The organism is Enterococcus songbeiensis, from assembly GCF_005405265.1.
GTDB classification, from domain to species: domain Bacteria; phylum Bacillota; class Bacilli; order Lactobacillales; family Enterococcaceae; genus Enterococcus_C; species Enterococcus_C songbeiensis.
On the sequence record NZ_BJDS01000013.1, the window covers coordinates 1 to 19477 of the forward strand.

Annotated in this window: 20 protein-coding genes and 1 other RNA gene; 6 read left to right on the forward strand and 15 right to left on the reverse strand. The window is 41.9% G+C overall.

Annotated elements, in window-relative coordinates:
* Positions 1 to 81 precede the first annotated feature (81 nt).
* The 13 genes from FFM66_RS07470 to FFM66_RS07530 all read right to left on the reverse strand — a co-directional run bounded on the left by FFM66_RS07470 (position 82) and on the right by FFM66_RS07530 (position 11788).
* A complete protein-coding gene (locus tag FFM66_RS07470; protein ID WP_137605500.1) occupies positions 82 to 273 on the reverse strand; it encodes a hypothetical protein in 192 nt (63 codons plus the stop codon).
* 88 nt (positions 274 to 361) lie between these two features.
* Positions 362 to 982, reverse strand: coding sequence for a GyrI-like domain-containing protein (locus tag FFM66_RS07475; protein ID WP_137605501.1), 621 nt, complete (start codon positions 980 to 982; stop codon positions 362 to 364).
* Between the two features lie 42 nt (positions 983 to 1024).
* Positions 1025 to 2689 (reverse strand): phosphoenolpyruvate carboxykinase (ATP), encoded by a 1665-nt coding sequence (locus tag FFM66_RS07480; protein ID WP_137605502.1) that lies wholly within the window; start codon positions 2687 to 2689, stop codon positions 1025 to 1027.
* Positions 2690 to 2787: 98 nt separating this feature from the next.
* The gene (locus FFM66_RS07485; protein ID WP_137605503.1) at positions 2788 to 3288 is read right to left on the reverse strand and encodes a methylated-DNA--[protein]-cysteine S-methyltransferase; all 501 of its coding nucleotides are present in this window, start codon (positions 3286 to 3288) and stop codon (positions 2788 to 2790) included.
* A 151-nt stretch (positions 3289 to 3439) separates the two neighbouring features.
* A complete protein-coding gene (locus FFM66_RS07490) occupies positions 3440 to 4906 on the reverse strand; it encodes a PH domain-containing protein (RefSeq protein ID WP_137605504.1) in 1467 nt (488 codons plus the stop codon).
* Entirely contained in the window at positions 4899 to 5390 is a 492-nt protein-coding gene (locus FFM66_RS07495) for a PH domain-containing protein (protein ID WP_048604178.1), read from the reverse strand. Before FFM66_RS07495 ends, FFM66_RS07490 begins: the two co-directional genes overlap by 8 nt.
* Positions 5391 to 5520: 130 nt before the next feature.
* The gene (gene dtd, locus FFM66_RS07500; RefSeq protein WP_137605505.1) at positions 5521 to 5964 is read right to left on the reverse strand and encodes a D-aminoacyl-tRNA deacylase; all 444 of its coding nucleotides are present in this window, start codon (positions 5962 to 5964) and stop codon (positions 5521 to 5523) included.
* A 6-nt stretch (positions 5965 to 5970) separates the two neighbouring features.
* Positions 5971 to 8175, reverse strand: coding sequence for a RelA/SpoT family protein (locus FFM66_RS07505; RefSeq protein WP_048603799.1), 2205 nt, complete (start codon positions 8173 to 8175; stop codon positions 5971 to 5973).
* 98 nt (positions 8176 to 8273) lie between these two features.
* On the reverse strand, positions 8274 to 8933 hold the full coding sequence (locus tag FFM66_RS07510; protein WP_137605506.1) for a beta/alpha barrel domain-containing protein: 660 nt from the start codon (positions 8931 to 8933) through the stop codon (positions 8274 to 8276).
* Between the two features lie 5 nt (positions 8934 to 8938).
* Positions 8939 to 9691, reverse strand: coding sequence for a 16S rRNA (uracil(1498)-N(3))-methyltransferase (locus FFM66_RS07515; RefSeq protein WP_137605507.1), 753 nt, complete (start codon positions 9689 to 9691; stop codon positions 8939 to 8941).
* A gap of 2 nt (positions 9692 to 9693) precedes the next feature.
* Positions 9694 to 10638 (reverse strand): 50S ribosomal protein L11 methyltransferase, encoded by a 945-nt coding sequence (gene prmA, locus FFM66_RS07520; protein WP_137605508.1) that lies wholly within the window; start codon positions 10636 to 10638, stop codon positions 9694 to 9696.
* 45 nt (positions 10639 to 10683) lie between these two features.
* Positions 10684 to 11166, reverse strand: coding sequence for a DUF3013 family protein (locus FFM66_RS07525; RefSeq protein WP_048603795.1), 483 nt, complete (start codon positions 11164 to 11166; stop codon positions 10684 to 10686).
* Positions 11159 to 11788 (reverse strand): DNA-3-methyladenine glycosylase, encoded by a 630-nt coding sequence (locus FFM66_RS07530; protein ID WP_137605509.1) that lies wholly within the window; start codon positions 11786 to 11788, stop codon positions 11159 to 11161. Before FFM66_RS07530 ends, FFM66_RS07525 begins: the two co-directional genes overlap by 8 nt.
* Before the next feature lie 162 nt (positions 11789 to 11950).
* Here FFM66_RS07530 and FFM66_RS07535 point away from each other — a divergent pair, with 162 nt between their 5' ends.
* From FFM66_RS07535 to FFM66_RS07555, 5 genes are all read left to right on the forward strand, one after another.
* Entirely contained in the window at positions 11951 to 13249 is a 1299-nt protein-coding gene (locus tag FFM66_RS07535; RefSeq protein ID WP_137605510.1) for a replication-associated recombination protein A, read from the forward strand.
* A gap of 75 nt (positions 13250 to 13324) precedes the next feature.
* A non-coding RNA gene (gene ssrS, locus FFM66_RS07540) (6S RNA) lies at positions 13325 to 13519 on the forward strand.
* Positions 13520 to 13661: 142 nt separating this feature from the next.
* On the forward strand, positions 13662 to 13934 hold the full coding sequence (locus tag FFM66_RS07545) for a hypothetical protein (protein WP_048603792.1): 273 nt from the start codon (positions 13662 to 13664) through the stop codon (positions 13932 to 13934).
* 72 nt (positions 13935 to 14006) lie between these two features.
* Positions 14007 to 14477 (forward strand): universal stress protein, encoded by a 471-nt coding sequence (locus FFM66_RS07550; RefSeq protein ID WP_048603791.1) that lies wholly within the window; start codon positions 14007 to 14009, stop codon positions 14475 to 14477.
* Positions 14478 to 14625: 148 nt separating this feature from the next.
* Positions 14626 to 15147 carry a GNAT family N-acetyltransferase gene (locus tag FFM66_RS07555; RefSeq protein ID WP_048603790.1) on the forward strand — a complete coding sequence of 174 codons (522 nt, stop codon included), beginning with the start codon at positions 14626 to 14628 and terminating at the stop codon, positions 15145 to 15147.
* Positions 15148 to 15468: 321 nt separating this feature from the next.
* On the opposite strand, the gene FFM66_RS07560 is transcribed toward FFM66_RS07555, so the two are convergent.
* Complete coding sequence (locus FFM66_RS07560) at positions 15469 to 16929, reverse strand: peptide MFS transporter (protein WP_137605511.1); 1461 nt, start codon at positions 16927 to 16929, stop codon at positions 15469 to 15471.
* 321 nt (positions 16930 to 17250) lie between these two features.
* Entirely contained in the window at positions 17251 to 17598 is a 348-nt protein-coding gene (locus FFM66_RS07565; RefSeq protein ID WP_137605512.1) for a DUF6054 family protein, read from the reverse strand.
* Between the two features lie 189 nt (positions 17599 to 17787).
* Here FFM66_RS07565 and FFM66_RS07570 point away from each other — a divergent pair, with 189 nt between their 5' ends.
* The gene (locus FFM66_RS07570; protein ID WP_137605513.1) at positions 17788 to 19401 is read left to right on the forward strand and encodes an FAD-dependent oxidoreductase; all 1614 of its coding nucleotides are present in this window, start codon (positions 17788 to 17790) and stop codon (positions 19399 to 19401) included.
* The last annotated feature ends 76 nt before the right edge of the window (positions 19402 to 19477 follow it).

Here is a 19477-nt window from a genome sequence, read left to right on the forward strand (position 1 = left end):
AATAACAAAAAAAGAGAACACCGGAATGCTCTCTTTTCCAGATTTAATTCAAAACAACACTATTTGACAAAGAGCCATTATTTATTGTTTCGGGCGTAATTGATCTGCAGCGGCAGCAGGCGTGTCCTCTAAGACATCTTCCAACATCGACTTATCCTCTGTTTCTTCGTCTAAATTCAGCTCTTTCTCCATCTCATCAATTTTATCAAACGGGTCTTCTTTTTTAGCTTGTTTGGCTAATCTTTCCAACTTATCATCTAAATCTTTTGGCATAGCGAAAGCGCCTCCTTTCCTTTATGATTTAAGCTTATCATGCTTCGCCAAAAGAAGCGAACCAGACACACTTTTCAAAAGGAGAAACTTATTTTGTAACGTCTACCCGCAAAATTGTTTTTAGTTTTTCTGGTGCGGTTTTTCGCGGGTCGCTCAAATAGATTTCTTTGTGGTCCTTTGAAAGTCGTCGATGACCAGATGCCGCAATAAATTCTTCCAATTGAGCGAAAGTTGCAGGTTCATCATCATAACTGCCGAGATGAAGGATTTGTGCCACTTCTTTTTCAGGAATCGTTTCAAAACGAATCAGCGGAAATAATTCCTCCGGGATTTTCGTTTTTGCCCGTGCTAACGCTTCTGCTGCAATTTCTGGCGTCACGAATGCCGGTTGTTTAATCATCATCGTGTAAGCAAAATGATCTTTCACCAACTGGGTTTCTCCATAATATTTTTCTTGGATCGTCCAGTGACCTTCCAAAGGATACACAGTGAAAAGCTGAAAATCAGGAATCTGCCAAGCATTTTTTTGACTCATGCGAATCGTATAAGCAACTGGATAAAGTGCGGCTACTCGTTGTTGAAAATCTTCTTTATTGGGATCACCGATGCCATCGATCATAAAATAATTTTGTGGGGGCAAGGTCAAAAGCTCTGGTTTTTTCTTTGCTTTATACCAAGGCTCTTTGCGCCATTCTAATTTTTCATCCATTTCTTCTTCCTCCAGTTGCCCTATCCTTGCCACGACAATCGATTAATTTTGCTGCAATGTTTCCAGCTCCATGATCAAATGTTGAATCAACAATGACGTTTCTTCCGGCAAGGCATTATAGCCTTCATTGGCTTCTTTTTGCGCCAAAATAAAGTCTAAGCGGCTTTCCATTCGTTTTTTCAATTGACTAATATAGTCCTTGTTTTCCAAGTCTACCTCATAACCTTCGATCGGTAAATAACACATCGCCGTCATTGGACCAAAATCACGAAAATCTGCAGTGCCTTCCACAATTTTTTCAATTGCTCCCAATGTAACCTGCGGTGTGACTTTTTTCGTACCAAAAAACCCGGTATTCAAAATATAGCAGGCAGTATCTTTTTTCGCAAACAAATCACGAAAATCTGCATAATCCTGCCCCAATGGATAACAGCGGAAAGGATTGGCAAACGGTTCGATTACCAATTGATCCAAGTTGACTTTGCCAACGATATTTTCTGCCGTTGAGCGTTTTGTCGCCAAGGTCAATCCAAAAACAGCAGCCAATACTGGATCGTCGATCTTCACAACAGGCGGTAAACTGTCATCCTTCATAATCCAAAAGATTGCGTCGATTTTTTCCGACAAATGATCCACCCGATTTGGCGTCACGTAGCGGGATTTTACCGTTCGTCCATTACCATTACGAATATCTTGGGTCACGATGACTTTTTTATTTTCTTCATCGACTGTCACTCCAACGTTTTGACAAGTCAAGAAATAATCGACTGCCTCATTGGTCAACGGATAATCTTGGGTTTTATCAAAATAAGCCGGCTCCAGCGCCGTGGTAGTGCCGCCCTCTTTACTAATGACAAACGCATCATCATGCAGCACATCTACCTTGTATTTGTCCCCATGTTTGGCAAGAGTAATGGTCGATTTCCCTGATCCTGATAAACCAAACGCCGCCATCGTATATTGTTTGTCTTCCAAATGGTACTGTTTCATCCCACCATGACAAGCGACAAAGCCATTGCGGTGGGCCGTTGCCCATGCCATTGTCAAGGTCGCTTTTTTTAATTCGCCAAAATAGCGCAACCCTAAAATCGCCGCTACATTATGTTCAGGATCAAATAGCGCCAACCCGTTTGGAAAATCTGGATGGGTCCAGTAAGGATCTGCGTAAAGATAAAGATCGTTTTCAGGATAAACATAAGAATTTTGGTAGACATCCATGATTTCCTGGGTAGCGATTTGAAAGTTCAACAAATAAGAGTAGAAATTCATTTCAAAGCCTTCAGGGACCATCAAGTGACTTTGAACCATAAACTCAGGATCCAAGCCTACCACCACGTTACTGGCATAAAATTTCCGATGCGTACCTTGATACAGCGCTTCTCGTAAAATTCCCTGATAATAGGTCGCATCAATTCCCGGTTGACCGATGATGCGGCGAGCCGCCGCTGTTCGTCCAACGATCTTTCCATCATTTGCCACTAACACTTTTGCATCTGTTGGCAAACCCAATTCTTTCGTGTGCAGAACCGGCATATCGGTAACGACCGTCCCCGGCGCTTGGCTTGCAAGCTGATACGCTTCTTGCAACTCACTGATTGTTTGCACATTATTGCCGTAAAAAGCCGATTCGATCATTGTCTTAAAACTTGAGAATAATGGATTTTTCGGTGAAATACTTGGTCTTGAAAATGTTTTGACAGTTGCCATGGTGTAGCCTCCAATCAAATAGTTTATTAAAATAAAAGCGCTTACTTAATGCATTCATTATAATACAATTGGAGAATTCTGTCTTGTATTCTCTCGAGCTACTCTTTGATTGTCGTTACTCCTTCATGGGCTAACAGACGTTTTTTCAGGGGAATTCCGCCACGATACCCAGTGAAGGTGCCGTTTTTTCCAACGATTCGATGACAAGGAACAACCACCATCAGCGGATTGCGACCCACTGCATTCGCCACTGCCCGCACTCCTTTTTCATTGCCGACTTTTTTTGCCAACTCGCTGTAGGTTTCCACTTTTCCAAAAGGGACCTGTACTAATTCCCGCCACACTTTTTGTTGAAAAGATGTACCGACAAAGTCGTAGATCAAATCAAAATTTTGGCGCTCTCCAGCAAAATACTCCGTTAATTGCTGAATTGCTGCTTGGCTGTGCCCCGCTTCTGGAATTGCTTGATAGCCTTTGAAAAATTGAGCCAATTCTGCGATATCTTCTTCCAGTCCAAGATAGGCTACGCCTTTTTCGGTGGAGGCCACGAGATAGTTTGTTTCCTCAATTGGAAATATTTCGTAAAATAATTTATTCATCCTGCTCTCCTTCTTCTATTGCCATCCGCTTTTTCTAAGAGGATAATTTTCTTCAATATGCTTGATTGATTCCATTATTATATACGAAAAAAAAGAAATTCGATTGAAAAGAGTACAAAAAAAACCGACAATCGCCGGTTTTTCAGATTTTTTAGTAACGATTAATCGATTTTTCCTTCAAAAAGAGTTGTTTCATTTCATCAATTGCTGACTTATCAAGAAAACTTAGGGAAACTTTTTCCGGTGCGGTTCCCGTTTTCAACCAGAAACTGACATGCCCGATTTTTTTCCGATACAGCCAACGAGTGGTTCGTTCGGAAAAGGCTTGGATTTTTCTTCGTTCCACAAAGGTTTGGGTTTTTGAAAAACCAGTAAAGGTCTGCACACACAAGCGGGTATCGGTTTGCAGCGCGTACCCTTGATAGTAGGCTTCCAGCCAAGCAATCAACAATAAAAATATTGCAAGCACTGTTCCTCCTACCGCAAACCAGCGATTAAAGTAGCTGCCGATTCCAATCGCCGGCACTGCCACCAATAAAATCCAGCGCCAAAAGTACCCTATTTTTCTACGGGAAACATATTGAATCTTTGGTGGGTTAAAAGCCCATTCCGGCAATAAGAAATCAAGACTGTCATACAGTTGTGCATCAGAAACAATCGGTAAGAAATAAAGTTTTTTACTGACATTGTTTTCCTCTTCCTGACCACCGGCCAACAACAATTCCACCGAGGAAATACCAAATAATCGCCGTAAAATTTGCTGCCGGATTTTGATTCCTTGGATTTTTTGCAAAGGAATTTTTTGAATCCGCCGCTCCAATAAGCCGCTTTCAATCGTCAGAGTCTTTCCCTGTCTGCTGACTTTAAAGTTGTAATACTGCAAAAAATTCTTGGCAATAGAAACCGCCGCCAACAACAATAAAAGAATCAGTGCCACTGCCAACAGTAAAATCCAGCCAGCCCGCAATAAACTTTCGGAGGTGGATACAGCTTGATTGATCCAATCATCGGGAATAAAATCATCCAGAAAAACAATCAAGGTTGCCGCCGCTGCTAAAATACTCAAATCAGTTAAACCGAACAAAAAGATTTGTCCATTGGTGATTTGATAGACGTAAGAAGGTGCCGGTTCTGCATTAACACTTGTTGGTTTTTCCCCTTCCGAAACGGAATCATCTCCTGCTTTTTCTCGAATACGATAGCCTTCGATTACGTGAACCAAGGATTCATTAACTGCCGGTAAGGAAGCTTCCGCTTTGCCGGCTTCTCCTCCCGCGGTTTCGATCAGCAGTTGAACTACATGAAAGGGCTGGAAAAAGAACCATTGCCGTTGCTTGACGGTTTGGATTCGATCATAGGGAATATCAATTTCGTGTTTCCGAAAAATTCCCTGATAAATTATGATTTTTTCCGAGGAGATTTGATAGGCTTGAGAAAAATAATTTGCCACAGCCGACCCAACGATCAACACCACCATTGCTGCTGCCGCCAATTTTCCATAAAGAGTAGAAATACCGCCGTTGATGACCAGCAAAACCAGTAAAAAGAACCACGTCCGGATTCCCTGCAACAAAAAAATCAGCAATGCCAGCGGATGAAATCTTTTTTTCTCAGACATCCTCTTTCGCCGCCTTTACTAACTCAATGATTTGCTGCCGCAAAGCCATTGCCTCTTCCACGTCCAAACCAGCGATATGATGGCTGGTTGCCGCCGTATGAATTACAATTTCCATTAGATTTTCCTGTCTCAAAAAAGGCCCCTGTTCAGTCTCCACATGTTGGATTCGATTCATAGGAACATAGGTGATTGAACGGAAAATAAATCCATTTTGAAAGGCAATGTCCTCTGTGGTGATCTCGTAGCGATGAAATGTATAACGATAAGGAATCAGCGCCATCAATAACGCAAAAATCAGTGCAAGGATAACAAAATAACCAAGGAGAATCCATCCGCCAACGCCTTTTAATTGATCAAACCAGACCAAAGCTGCAGCTCCTGCAATCCCCACGAAGAAAAAAATTCCCATTGTTACATAATTGCTTTTACGCCATACCGCTTTGATTCGCTGCGGCATTTGTTTCGGTAATAAAGGATAGTCCATCGTTTTTCCCACATTTCTTTTTTTCATTTTTATACTAATTTTCCCTTTGTTCATAGTACCGCGAAAAGGTTCCCATCGTCTACTCCCAAAAACAGAAAATGGAACCTCAAATGAAGTTCCATCGTTTTTTCTATTCCTTTGTGTCAATGATGATCGTCACCGGACCGTCATTGACCAATGCGACTTGCATGTCGCCACCGAATACCCCGGTAGAAATTGGGATACCCGCAGCGGCGATTCCTTGATTGAAGCGTTCGTATAACGGGATTGCCTGTTCTGGTCGTGCTGCCTGAATAAAGCTGGGGCGGTTGCCTTTTTTCGTTTCAGCAAACAGCGTAAATTGGGAGATACTCAAGACACTTCCTTGAACTGCAGCAAGATTCCGGTTCATTTTCCCTTCCCCATCTTCAAAGACCCGCAGCAAGGAAATTTTACGCACGAGATAATCTACATCGGCTTCGGTATCCGTTTCGTGAATGCCCAACAAAATAACGAATCCCTTTTTGATTTCGCCAACCACCTTCTCTTCAATACTTACACTGGCTTGGCTGACCCGTTGAATAACTGCTCGCACGTTTCTCTACCCCTTCATTCGTCGGACACTGTAAACTTCCGGTACTTGTTTGATTTTATCGACGATTGTTTTTAAGTGTTTGACATTTTGAATTCCAACCGTCAAACGAATCGTTGCCATTTTGTCTTTATTGGTTTTAGCTTCGACACTTTGCAGTTTTTTTGTCATGGAATTGACCGTTTGCAACACATCGTTCAACAAACCGGAACGATCGTAGCCGTAGATTTCCAAATCAGCATCGTATTCCTTCGATGAATTGGAAGTATCTTCCCATTCCACTTCAATCAACCGTTTTTCAGCATCCTCTGATTGAACATTTGGACAATCACTGCGGTGGATGGAAATCCCACGTCCTTTGGTAATATATCCAACAATTTTATCTCCGGGAATCGGATTACAGCAACGGCTGATGCGGATCAACAGGTTGTCCACCCCTTCGATCACAATTCCACCTTCATGACGAACCTTCATTTTTTCTTCTTTTTTCGGTTGGTTCATCAATTCTTTCACTTGCTGCTTTTGTTTTTCTAATTGTTTCTCTCGACGTTCTTCTTCTGTTAAACGATTTGCAACAGTCGTTGGACTGACTTCGCCAAAACCTACTGCTGCGTACAAATCATCTTCTGTTTGATAATTAAACCGTTCCAGTACCTCCGTCAATTTATTCTTCGTCAAAATATCTTTTGGAACAAAATCCATCTCCTGCAAACATTTATAAACAGAATCATGGCCTTTGTTGATATTTTCTTCCCGGTCTTGGGATTTAAAGAACCGTTTGATTTTATTTTTTGCTTTGCTGGTGGCCACCAGCTTCAACCAGTCACGGCTAGGTCCAAACGAATTTGGTGAGGTCATAATCTCAACGATATCGCCATTTTTTAATTTGTAATCCAGCTGTACCATTTTGCCGTTTATTTTAGCACCGGTTGTTTTATTTCCTACATCGGTATGGATACTATAAGCAAAATCTAGCGGTCCGGATCCTTGCGGCAGTTCGGTAACATCGCCTTTTGGGGTAAAAACATACACTTTGTCGCTGAAAATATCCCCTTTAACGCCTTCCATAAATTCGGAGGCATCATAGCTATCGTCCTGCAATTCTAAAATTTCTTTGAACCAGCCTACTTGCTGGGTCATTTTATCTGGTTTGACTTTTTCCGTCTTACCTTCTTTATAAGCCCAGTGTGCTGCAACCCCGAATTCGGCGATTTCATGCATTTCATGGGTCCGAATTTGAATTTCCACAGGATTGCCATAAGGGCCGATTACAGTAGTATGCAGGGATTGGTACATATTGGCTTTAGGCATGGCGATATAATCTTTAAAGCGACCAGGCATGGGTTTCCATTTGGTATGGATCGTTCCCAAAACCGCATAACAATCTTTGATAGAATCCACCAGCACTCGGATTGCCAGCAAATCATAAATTTCATTGAATTGCTTTTTTTGATCCTTCATTTTGCGGTAGATAGAATAAATATGTTTGGGGCGTCCATAGATTTCCGCAAAAATATCCAATTCTTCAGTAGCTAAACGAATTTCTTCTACTGCCGTTGAGATATAAGCTTCTCGCTCTTCCCGTTTAGACTGCATCAAATGAACGATACGGTAATATTGTTGCGGATTCAAATAACGCAATGCCGTGTCTTCCAGTTCCCACTTCACGCGACTGATCCCTAAACGATGGGCAAGAGGGGCATAGATTTCCAGCGTTTCTTTGGCGATACGGCGTTGCTTGTCTTCTCGCAGATGTTTCAATGTCCGCATATTGTGAAGACGATCTGCCAATTTAACCATGATTACCCGCAGATCCTGTGCCATTGCCAACAGCATTTTCCGGTGGTTTTCTGCTAATTGCTCTTCATGGGATTTGTATTTGATTTTTCCTAATTTTGTCACGCCATCTACCAGCATGGCCACGTCGCCGCCGAATTCTTCACTAAGATCCGCTAAGGTGACCTCCGTATCTTCCACAACATCATGCAAAAAACCCGTGGCAACAGTGTGCGGGTCCATGCGCAATTCAGCTAAAATCCCAGCAACTTGAATGGGATGGATAATATACGGCTCACCAGATTTTCGAAACTGGTCTTTGTGGGCCTCGGTTGCATAATCCAACGCTTTTTTTACAAATGCCACATGTTCGTCACTCATATAATGTCCGACCAATTTGATCACACCTGGTCCTGACATAATTACTTCTTTTGACATCCTGTAAGCCCCCTTTTGACAAGAAAAATAAAAGTACCACTAATCAGCGGTACTGCGCAAATTATTATCGTCATTATACAATAGTTTTACTTCATTTTTCAATGTTCCTCTGCTTTTTGAATGGCTAAAGACAAATCTGCTAAATCCATTTGGCGAACCCCGAAATAATCGATTCCTTGTTGAACTAATTCTGTGATTATCGCCGGATCTGCTTTTTCTACATTGATTTGAAGAATCAGTTGTTTGCCGCCATCGTATTCAAAAATTGTAGCATTATGCACCGCTTCTTCTATCGTGGAAGCTTCGCCAAGGACCACATACCGCCAGCCTAATTCCTTGATTCGTTGTGCACATTCAATCTTCGTCAATTCTTTCATTCCTGTCGTATCCAATTGCAGGCGAATTTCACCCCATGCTACGGCAAGTGCCCGCAACGCGTCAGACAATTCTTCCGCTTCTGCTCCCAATAAAATGACGGGGCTGATGGTCAATTCCAAAAAATCTGCACCATCCCGAAAAGCTTGCCCCACTTCAAAGGCTTTTTTGCCGGTCGTCCCGACACCAAGCGGGTAATCAATCACGGTACCGATTTTTATATCCGTAAAGGACAGCAATTGTTTGGCACGTCGCAAATAACTTGGCAAAACAACGATTTCTTTGATTTTTTCTTCCGAAAGCTGTAAAAGATAGTCTTTAAAATCCCAGTCGGTCATTGCAGCATCAAGAATCCGCAAGCTGATTCGTTCCCGTAAAAGCATTTTTTTCACTCCCTTGATAATAGTTCCAATTGATAACTGGCTGCACTCAATAAATACAATGGCGCTGTTTCGGTTCGTAAAATTCTCGGACCTAACCCACAAAGAATCCCGCCGGCTTCCGTTAATTTTTCAATTTCTTTCGGCAAAATTCCGCCTTCCGGTCCGAATACCGCTAACAATCGTTGTCCGGTTTTCATTTTTTGCAGCACTTGTGCCAAATGGGCTAGCTCGCCTTCTTTTGCGGCTTCTTCATAGGCAATCACGAGCACATCATACTCTCCAAGTGTAGCAAAAAAAGAGGACCGATCCATCAGCTCAACGCTTGGCAAAACTTGTCGTTGCGACTGCTCGGCGGCTTCTTGGGCAATCTTTTCTAAACGCTGCTGTTTTTTTTCACGTTTTTTTTGATCCCATTTCACCACAGAGGCTTCTGCGGGAAAACCGATAAATCCGGCTGCACCCAATTCTGTTCCTTTTTGAACGATCCATTCCAACTTATCTCCCTTCGGAAATCCGCTGGCGATGGTGATTGCAACGGGCAATTCTTTTTGCTGTTCTTCTTTGCGTTTTTCCTCAAGAAAAACCGAATTCTCGGTGATCTCGCTGATTTCAGCAACGATTGTCACTTGATTGCGAAAAACCAGATACACTTGATCTCCTGCCTGCATCCGCATCACTCGAACGATATGATGGTAGGGTTCCCCAGTCAATTCGATGGTAGCCATTGGGTACGTTTCATCTAAAATATATCGTTGCATGGCTATTCCTCGGTCTTCTTCAAGAGAATTGCATACCAATCTTTTTGAGAAAAGATTTGATCGACAAAAAAGCCGGCTTCCGTCATTTTATCAATCACTAATTGCTTCTTCTCTTCGATAATTCCAGAAACAATCAAGGTTCCCTCTGGTTTCAATAACCGATAAGCATCTGGGATCAACAGCAAAATAATATCGGCTAAAATATTGGCGACAATCACATCTGCCGACACAGTGATTCCTGCCAACAAGTTATTGGCGGACACAGTGGCATCTGCTGCAATCGGATTTAATGCCATATTTTCCTTCGCAGAACGGACAGCTACTTCATCCAAATCAAAAGCTTGAACCGTTTTTGCGCCGAATTGTTTACTGGCGATACTTAATACCCCCGAACCAGTTCCCACATCCAAGACGGTTTCTCCGCCTCGCAGTGCAACTTCCAACGCTTGCAACGTCAAGCGGGTCGTTGGGTGGGTTCCTGTTCCAAATGCCATTCCCGGATCAAGAGTGATAATTTTTTCATCCTTATGAACCGGTTGATATGTTTCCCAACTAGGCACAATCGTCAGATATCGGCTGATTCTCACTGGATGATAATATTTTTTCCAGGCAGTCGCCCAGTCTGTATCTGAAACTTCGCTGACCGTCACCTTATTTTTACCAATAGCCAACCCATAATTTGGGAGTTGACGGATGGTTTCCTTGATAGCGGGCAGAATCTCCGGTAAAAAAGTGGTCTCTGGAAAATATGCCTTTACCAGTGCCCCTTCCTCTAAACTCGTGTAGGTAGCCGGATCAAGAATTTCACCGTATGGATCGCTTTGAAAATTTGCGACGTCTAAGGCATCTTCAATGGCTACTCCGCTGGCACCAGCTTCCATTAGACAGTTGGCAACTGCCTCTACCGCCTCACTGGCAGTTTCCACTTTTACTTCATTCCATTTCATCGGTTTGCTCCCTTGTTCGTATTTAGTCTGCTTCTCATTTTTTTGTTAATAGCTAGGATAAGGAACGTATAGGGCTTGCTCCTGTGGGTATTTTTCGATTGCTTCAAGAAATTTTTCCTGCTCCCAAACCAATTCAAAAACCTCCTGGTCTTCGTCCGTTAAAAAGTCCAACAAATCACTTTGTCCTTGATCCAATACATCCTTCAAATAGGCAACCATTCCTTTTAATTGAGCCTTTGACGCACCTTTTTTCCCTTCATAAGGAATCACTGTCAAATACTCTTCCTCATCAACAATTGATTTTTTTGGATCATACAGTAAAATACCGTCTTCAAATTCAATGATTGCTTCTTCTGACGCCACGCCTTCTGCATCATCAATCGTCAAATGAGCAGGGTTTTCCGCAAAAAGCCGAATTACTAACTCAATCGTATGGTTTTTCATATCCCAATCCAGTGCCACCTCATAGTCATTCAAGTGTTTCGTCAACTGTTCGTTTAAATAATCCAACATAGTCAGTTTAGCCATTTTTCCATCCCCAATCCGTTTCGATTTGTGCTTTCTTTTGTTGTGAGATAAACGGATTGCCCTTGACGGCAAAACGCAGCGGCATCTCCGTCCAAATTCCTTTATTGGGAATCCCGATCCGAGGCAACGCCAAAATCTCTTTTGGTTCTTTTTTCTTTTCTGGTAAAAGATGTAAATCACTGGTAAAAATAGAACGTCCATAAAAATCGGGCGTGATTCCTAATGCCGCCACTAATTTCCCGGGACCGTTAGCAAGCTCTGCCCCTTGCCGTCCGCCTCGATTCTCACTCATTTGGAGCAACCCTTCGGCTGGTTCTAATCCTCGGATCATCACTCCTTGAGGTGTTCCTTCCGGTTGTGTAATCATGTTCAAAATTAAATGGGTGTGCATCGTATATAAATAAATCGTGCCGGGCTTTTCATACATCGCTCGAACTCGCGGTGTTCGACGCATGCCAAAACTATGGGCAGCTTGATCGTCTGGTCCAAGATAGGCTTCACAATCAACGATGTAGCCGCCGATTTTTCCTTGTGGCGTATCATGTTCCAAATACATCCCTAGCAAATAGCGGGCGATTTCCGGCGTTGATCTTGTATTAAACAGTTCAATCGTTTTTTTCATTTTCCTCACCCCATCTATTTTACACAATTGTAGCGGCAGTTGCTACGTCTGGCGCCTAATGTTAAGAAATAAGCACTCTTTTTTTGGCAATTGTGCTATGCTTGGTATAATGAAAACAAAAAACAATAGGAATTTTTAATCCATTAAACGAGGAGAAAAACCATGCAAAAACCACTTGCCTATCGTATGCGGCCACGAAATTTAGATGAAGTGGTCGGACAACAGCATTTAGTTGGACCAGGAAAAATCATTCGGCGAATGGTCGAAGCAAAAATGTTGTCCTCAATGATTCTTTACGGTCCACCGGGCACTGGAAAAACCAGTATCGCCAGTGCGATCGCCGGCTCTACAAAATATGCCTTTCGAATGCTGAATGCCGCAACCGATACAAAAAAAGATTTGCAGATTGTTGCCGAAGAAGCCAAAATGAGCGGTACCGTTATTTTATTATTGGATGAAGTTCATCGTCTGGATAAAACAAAACAAGATTTTTTGCTGCCTCACTTGGAAAGCGGCAGAATCATTTTGATTGGTGCCACCACCGAAAATCCCTACATCACTATCAGTCCTGCCATCCGCAGTCGAACCCAAATTTTTGAAGTAAAGCCGTTGGATGAAGAAGATATTTTGCACGCCATCGACTCTGCGTTAGCTGACAAAGAACGGGGATTAGGGGATAAACAAGTTGTCATCGATGAGAATGCCCGACTGCACCTTTCTCGAGCCACCAACGGAGATTTGCGCAGTGCCTTGAATGGGCTGGAATTGGCGGTTCGTTCCACCCCAAATGAGGACGGCGTGACTCACCTTACCCTGTCAATTATCGAAGAGTGCATCCAACGAAAAGCGCTGACCCATGACAAGGATGGCGATGCCCACTATGATGTAATCTCTGCCTTTCAAAAATCAATTCGCGGCAGTGACGTGGATGCAGCCTTACATTATTTAGGAAGATTAGTGGAAGCCGGAGATTTAGCAATTATTTGCCGTCGATTGATGGTGATTGGCTATGAAGACATTGGCTTGGCGAATCCTCCCGCAGCCGCTCGAACGGTGGATGCTGTACTGGCGGCAGAACGCTTAGGTTTGCCGGAAGCCCGTATTCCTTTAGCAAATTCTGTGGTGGACTTGTGTCTTTCGCCGAAATCTAATTCTGCGATGATGGCGCTGGATGATGCAATTGCTGATATCCGCAGCGGAAAAACCGGTGATGTGCCGGATCATCTGCGAGACAGCCATTACAAAGGCGCTGCTACATTGAATCGCGGTGTCGGCTATCAGTACCCCCACAACTTTGAACATGCGTGGGTAGACCAACAATATTTGCCGGATAAAATCAAACATGCTTCCTACTACCATCCAAAAGCAACCGGAAAATATGAACAAGCGTTAGGACAACAGTATCAACGAATCCAAGACTGGAAAAAGCAAGGCGGCAAGACACCAAAAATCGAGAAATAGCCGAGCGAGATAGCGGTTTCAAAAACACAATCATTCTTGTTGCTACTTTTTCTGTCACGTGCTATTATTGAGATGGGAATTCTGTGATGTACGAGTTATCCCTTTTGTGTGTTGACCGAACATTTTTATTGATATCTTGGGATCCGTCCTGTGTCAAAGTTGGTAACAAGCCTTTTCTTTTGGTAGTTCGAGACTTAGACCATGGAACCCACCTGCTAGAATTTGCGGGATCAATACTACGGGACGAATAACGGCATCAACGGATATTACCCCATTCTTCTTTTAGAATGTGCAACCTGTCTTTTGACAGGTTGTTTTTTTATGTTCTAAAAGAACTTTTCCGAGAAGCGTTTGCTATTATGACTCCCTTTCCTTATACTTTAGTTAGAAAAAAATGTAAGGAGCGTTTTTAATGATCACTGGATTGGTTCTCGTTGTTTCTTTGGTTTTATTTGCCGTCAGCTATTTTTTATTGAAAAAGCAGGAGGTCTTCTTTGCTTTAATCGAAGAAAAGGAAGAAAATCAAAGCTTTTTTCAAAGTTTTGGTCTGGCATACGGCTTTTTAGGATTGTTAGGGGTTTTTATCGCCTTTTTCAATCATACATTCGTTACGCTGATGTTTTTGTTAGTGATGCTGCTTTTGGCGGCAGTGTTTGGCATTGCTCTTGCGAAAAAGATGAAGTAGTCCTTGCCTAAATCCTTTCCCTTTTTTTCGAAGTGTTCTACAATAAAGAAAAGGGCAAGGAGAGTGATTTGTATGTTACAACAATATAAGACGATTATGGTTGCCGTTGATGGCTCTAGTGAAGCAGAACTGGCATTTAAAAAAGCGGTAAACGTCGCCAAACGTAACCAGGCAAAATTAGTGATCGCCCACGTTATCGACACGCGTGCCTTCCAAACCGTCTCATCCTTTGACGGTATGCTGGCAGAACAAGCAACAGAAATGGCTAAGAAAACACTGGATGATTACGTTAATTTCGCTAAAGGACAAGATTGTACCGATATTGACACAGTCATCGAATACGGTTCGCCAAAACCGATTATTGCCAAACAGTTGCCGAAAGAACACCATGTTGATTTAATTTTACTCGGTGCTACCGGCTTGAATGCTGTGGAACGATTATTCATCGGTTCCGTTTCAGAATACGTAATTCGCAATGCGGCGTGTGATGTATTGGTGGTACGGACAGATTTAAACAATAAGGTAGTAAAAGAAGACGAATAAAAGAAACCGAGTCGTCTCTGTCAAATAAATAAAAAATAAAAGCGGATGGATTATTAAAAGTAATCTAACCGCTTTTTTGTGTGCCTATGTTTGTACAAAAGGCATATGCTATAATTTAAAATAAAAAAATAAATATATGGAGTTAGACATGGAAACCGAACGTTTATTAATAAGACGATTTACACCTGATGACTGGCAGGATTTATACGCATATTTATCACAAGAAGTAGTAGTGAAATACGAGCCATATGAAGTCTTCACAGAAGCTTCCAGCAAGCAGGAAGCAATAAAACGGTCTGAAGATAACAACTTTTGGGCGGTATGTCTGAAGGATACCGAAAAACTGATTGGCAATCTATATTTATCCAACCAGAAATTTGATACATGGGAACTAGGCTATGTTTTCAATGCAGATTATCATGGAAAAGGTTATGCTGCGGAAGCTACGCGAGCAGTTGTTAATGATATCTTTAAAAATCATAACGCACGCCGAGTTATCGCCATGTGTAATCCTCTAAACAAAGCTTCATGGAAGTTGCTTGAAGGATTAGGAATGCGCAGGGAAGGACATTTGCACCAGAATATTTATTTCAAGAAAGATTCCGCTGGATGCCCTATCTGGCAGGACACATATGAATACGGCATATTAGCCGAAGAATGGTTTAAATAATTATGAATGCAAAACTATCTAAAAATCAGGGGGCTTAACTTACAAGAAAAAATATAGTTATGAAATGGCTATCGGTAGGTGTCCATTTCTTTTGAATTATTTGTGTCGCTGATTGCCATTAAGCACGAGTTTCCAACGAAGTAAAACCGACCAATACGGGACTGTTGTCTGAAATCTTCCTGATTATTATATCTTTTTCCTTTCGGACTGATTGCTTGATTTTTGTAGCATAAATAGGGTCCTCTTAAAGTAAACAGTTTTTTTATTTCCACTGTCTACTCTAAGAGGACCCTATCAAAATTTCAAAGATGCTTCTTTTTATTAATGAATATTTCCGATCAAACGACGGATCGGTTTTTTTGCGCTGTAAAGTAAAATCCCTACGACGACTGCGATGCCGCCGACAACAGCAAAATACATGCCTTCTGTGGAAGGTGTATAGAAACGTGCGATCTGGGCATTGATGGCTTGAGAAGATGCATCTGCCAATAACCAGATTGCTAAGGTTTGGGCTTCAAACGCTTTCGGTGCCAATTTGGTGGTGACCGATAAGCCCACCGGTGACAAACACATTTCTCCGGCAATCATGATGAAAAAGCTTGCCACTAACCAAATCGGGCTGACTTTTTGTCCGACACCAAACAACAGGCTTGGAAACATCAATAAGATAAAGGACAAGCCTGCTAAAACTAAACCAATAGCGAATTTCACTTCTGTCTTAGGCTGACGGGGTCCTAATTTAGTCCATAAACCCACAAAGACCGGTGTCAAAATCACGACAAATAATGGATTCAATGATTGGTACAAGCTGGCAGGAATCGTCAATCCAAATAAAGTGGATTGTGTTCGTTCTGCTGCAAACAAGGCTAAAATTGAAGAACCCTGCTCCTCCAATGACCAAAAAACGATACCGGCAAGAAAAAGTGGAATATAAGCCAATACTTTTTTCTTTTCATCCGGTGTAACATCTTTTGATCGCAACATTTTGGTAAAGTAATACACTGGCAATAAAATTCCTAAAACACTGATACTATTGATAAAGAAATTGACAGTCAGTTGATTCAAAACAGCGGCTCCGCCAAACAGGACGATCACAAAAATCAGACTTAATGTGATGCCGCGGAAAAATTTCTTTTTCTCAGCACCAACTAACGGATGCGTCGGTGCCTGACCGATATGTGCCAAGGTCGTTTTTCCTTGAATAACATATTGGACCAAACCGATAAACATCCCGATTGCCGCAATCGAAAAACCTAAGTGGTAATTGACATTTTGACCAAGCATTCCGACAATGATTGGTGCTAACAGCCCACCGATATTGATTCCCATATAAAAAATAGAGAAACCGGCGTCTCGCCGCAAATCTTCCGGTGCATACAAATGCCCTACCATTCCGGAAGCATTTGATTTTAACATCCCTGTTCCAATCACAATTAATATCATTGAAAGAAACAATGCCGGCAACCCAAGTGGTGTCGCCAACACGATATGTCCGATCATGATGAATACCCCGCCATAAAAAACGGTTTTGTGGGAACCCAACAGGCGGTCAGAAATCCAACCACCAACGATGCTGGACATATAGACCAGCGAACCATAAATCGACATAATTGCTACGGCAGTAGGTTTTGATAAACCCAATCCGCCATTCGTAACGGTATCATACATAAAGTATAAAAGAATCGCCCGCATACCATAATAACTAAATCGTTCCCACATTTCTGTAAAGAACAAAGTGGCTAACCCTCTTGGCTGCCCCATGAATGTTTTTTCTTGATTCATACAAGACTCCTTTGCTAAAAAAACTGAAAAATTTTCTGAAAATTCACAAAGGATAGTTTATTCTTATTTATTAGGAAATTCAAGAAAAAATCTCTGTGAGAAATATAATTATTAAAATCTATTTTTAATGTGCTCTTTTAAAAACACTGCTTATTTTCTAACGAAATCCCTCCCTTTTCTAGTCTTTGATAGCCTGCATACGAAAAACCTATTTAACGGTTTTCCTTAGAAAATTTGGTTATTTCTGAGCCTTCTTTCATTTTATAGCAAATAAAAAAACTGGCGTTTCCAGACGGACAGCACCAGCTTTTGTTGTAAGAATTAATTTTGAAGGGGGTATTGCTCATCAATTTTTTTCGTCAAAGTTTCCAAAAAGGCTTCTTCCCCAAAGGTATTCACTTTGAAAATCAAGGCTTCACTGCCGCCAGAGGTAATCGCCGTTAGAAAAATCCGATCTTCTTCACCTACCAGTGTCAGATTCAAACTGACACGATTGCCGCCAAAAGCACTGTACCGTTCATAAACCCGCACTGCAACGTTGATCGTACCAGCAGAAAAATCACTGCCGTCTTCATAACTGGCAGACATACTTCCCTCCATGATTGCTTTTTCGCAACTTTTCAATACCTCTTTAAATTTACCAATCAAATGCCGTTCATACTTTGCCATCTTCCATCCCACCTTTTTTTGATTATCATACCACGAAATTATTTTCTAAAATACCAGCTTTTTTCAAACGAGGAGTATAAATAGTTGCCGTCACCATGTTGCCATTGTACTATAAGCTAAAGCAGAGTGATTCGCTTACAAAAGGATGTTTGTTCCATTTATACCACGGAATATAAAGGAGGAAATAAAATGAAAGTTGTTGTTATCGGTGCAGTCGCTGGTGGTCCGTCTTTTGCGACCCGCTTGCGGCGTTTGGATGAAAATGCTGAAATTTTAATGATCGAACGGGGAGAAAATATTTCTTATGCCAGCTGCGCATTACCCTATTATTTGGGAGATGTGATTACTGATTTGGATTCTCTTATTGAGCGCACCCCAGCGATTTTGAAAAATAAAAATAATATCGATGTCCGTGTTCGTCATGAGGTAACTGCGATTGATCCTACGAATAAAGAAGTGACAATCAAAAATCTTGAAACACAGGAAAGTTACCAAGCACCCTATGATGTGCTGGTGATTTCATCCGGCTCGCGCGCTGTTTTACCTCCTATCAAAGGAATTAAAACAGCCAAAAATGGGTTTGTTTTACGCAATGTGACTGATGCAGCCGAAATCAAAGACTTCCTGATTGCCAAACAACCGCAAAAAGCCACGATTATCGGGGCAGGAGTTGCCGGTTTGGAAATTGCTGAAAATTTGCGTCACCGCAAGATTGATGTGACAGTCATTGACCAGTTACCAGAAGTTGCGTTTCCTTATGATTCGGAGATTGCTGAAATTATCCATCAACATCTGGAAAAAAATGGTGTCCATCTATTATTGGAGGAAACGGTTACTGAAATTCAGCAAGAAGGTAAACTCTTAGTTTTGGCAGACGGTTCTACACTAGAAACGGATCTGCTAATTTTTGCGGCTGGTGTCAAACCAAACAATGAATTAGCTGCCGCAGCAGGAATCCAATTAGCAGAAGATCAACATATTCTTGTGGATGAGCACTTAGCTACCAATGTACCTGATATTTATGCAATCGGGGATGTGATCGAGACAACAAGCTGGATCACCGGTTTATCTACCCCTAGCATGCTTTCCAGTGGAGCAAATCGTCAAGGGCATCTGCTAGCCGATATCATCAACGGAAATCCATTGACTTACCGCGGCTTTATTGGAGCGGGAGTTGCCAAAATTTTCGATTTGACAGCTAGTTTTGTCGGCTACACTGAACATACGCTGAAAGCTGCTGGAATCACGAATTACAAAACGATTTTCATTACGCCATTTGATCATGCGTATTTTTATCCTGATGCCAAACGATTGAATCTAAAACTGATTTTTGAAGAAACTACCGGAAAAATTTTAGGTGGACAAGCAGTTGGCGAAAATGGTGTGGATAAACGGATTGGTGAACTTTCCGTTGCGATTACCGGCAACCTGACGGTATTTGATTTGCCGGATTTGGAGTTGCCTTATTCTCCTCCTTACTCAACTACTCGTGATCCGCTGAATACGGCTGGTTATGTTGCCATCAATCAGTTGAACAGCACTATCGTCACGATTAAACGGGAAGACATCCCAAAAGAAGATTTCGAAACCGCCTTTTTCCTTGATGTTCGTGAAGCCGACAAGCCACTTTCAGGAACCGTTCCGGCGACAAAAAATATTCCCCTCAGCGTGTTGCGGGAACGTTTAGCAGAAGTCCCTACCAATCAAAAAGTGTATATCACTTTCCGTAAAGGATTGAATCCTTATAACGCAGCACGAATTCTAGCTGGCAAAGGTATCCAAGCCCTGTTAATTGAAGAGTAGGAAACAAAAAAGTCTTCTTTTTAGCACCTGCAATCAAATTTATTGCAATTTTCTCAGCCCTTCTCTACCATTAAAG

Bases quoted from the DNA above. Each gene is read 5' to 3' on its own strand.
- FFM66_RS07470 (WP_137605500.1), bottom strand. From the start codon at position 273: ATGCCAAAAGATTTAGATGATAAGTTGGAAAGATTAGCCAAACAAGCT.
- FFM66_RS07475 (WP_137605501.1), bottom strand. From the start codon at position 982: ATGGATGAAAAATTAGAATGGCGCAAAGAGCCTTGGTATAAAGCAAAG.
- FFM66_RS07480 (WP_137605502.1), bottom strand. From the start codon at position 2,689: ATGGCAACTGTCAAAACATTTTCAAGACCAAGTATTTCACCGAAAAAT.
- FFM66_RS07485 (WP_137605503.1), bottom strand. From the start codon at position 3,288: ATGAATAAATTATTTTACGAAATATTTCCAATTGAGGAAACAAACTAT.
- FFM66_RS07490 (WP_137605504.1), bottom strand. From the start codon at position 4,906: ATGTCTGAGAAAAAAAGATTTCATCCGCTGGCATTGCTGATTTTTTTG.
- FFM66_RS07495 (WP_048604178.1), bottom strand. From the start codon at position 5,390: ATGGACTATCCTTTATTACCGAAACAAATGCCGCAGCGAATCAAAGCG.
- FFM66_RS07505 (WP_048603799.1), bottom strand. From the start codon at position 8,175: ATGTCAAAAGAAGTAATTATGTCAGGACCAGGTGTGATCAAATTGGTC.
- FFM66_RS07510 (WP_137605506.1), bottom strand. From the start codon at position 8,933: ATGCTTTTACGGGAACGAATCAGCTTGCGGATTCTTGATGCTGCAATG.
- FFM66_RS07515 (WP_137605507.1), bottom strand. From the start codon at position 9,691: ATGCAACGATATATTTTAGATGAAACGTACCCAATGGCTACCATCGAA.
- prmA (WP_137605508.1), bottom strand. From the start codon at position 10,638: ATGAAATGGAATGAAGTAAAAGTGGAAACTGCCAGTGAGGCGGTAGAG.
- FFM66_RS07525 (WP_048603795.1), bottom strand. From the start codon at position 11,166: ATGGCTAAACTGACTATGTTGGATTATTTAAACGAACAGTTGACGAAA.
- FFM66_RS07530 (WP_137605509.1), bottom strand. From the start codon at position 11,788: ATGAAAAAAACGATTGAACTGTTTAATACAAGATCAACGCCGGAAATC.
- FFM66_RS07535 (WP_137605510.1), top strand. From the start codon at position 11,951: ATGCAAAAACCACTTGCCTATCGTATGCGGCCACGAAATTTAGATGAA.
- FFM66_RS07545 (WP_048603792.1), top strand. From the start codon at position 13,662: ATGATCACTGGATTGGTTCTCGTTGTTTCTTTGGTTTTATTTGCCGTC.
- FFM66_RS07550 (WP_048603791.1), top strand. From the start codon at position 14,007: ATGTTACAACAATATAAGACGATTATGGTTGCCGTTGATGGCTCTAGT.
- FFM66_RS07555 (WP_048603790.1), top strand. From the start codon at position 14,626: ATGGAAACCGAACGTTTATTAATAAGACGATTTACACCTGATGACTGG.
- FFM66_RS07560 (WP_137605511.1), bottom strand. From the start codon at position 16,929: ATGAATCAAGAAAAAACATTCATGGGGCAGCCAAGAGGGTTAGCCACT.
- FFM66_RS07565 (WP_137605512.1), bottom strand. From the start codon at position 17,598: ATGGCAAAGTATGAACGGCATTTGATTGGTAAATTTAAAGAGGTATTG.
- FFM66_RS07570 (WP_137605513.1), top strand. From the start codon at position 17,788: ATGAAAGTTGTTGTTATCGGTGCAGTCGCTGGTGGTCCGTCTTTTGCG.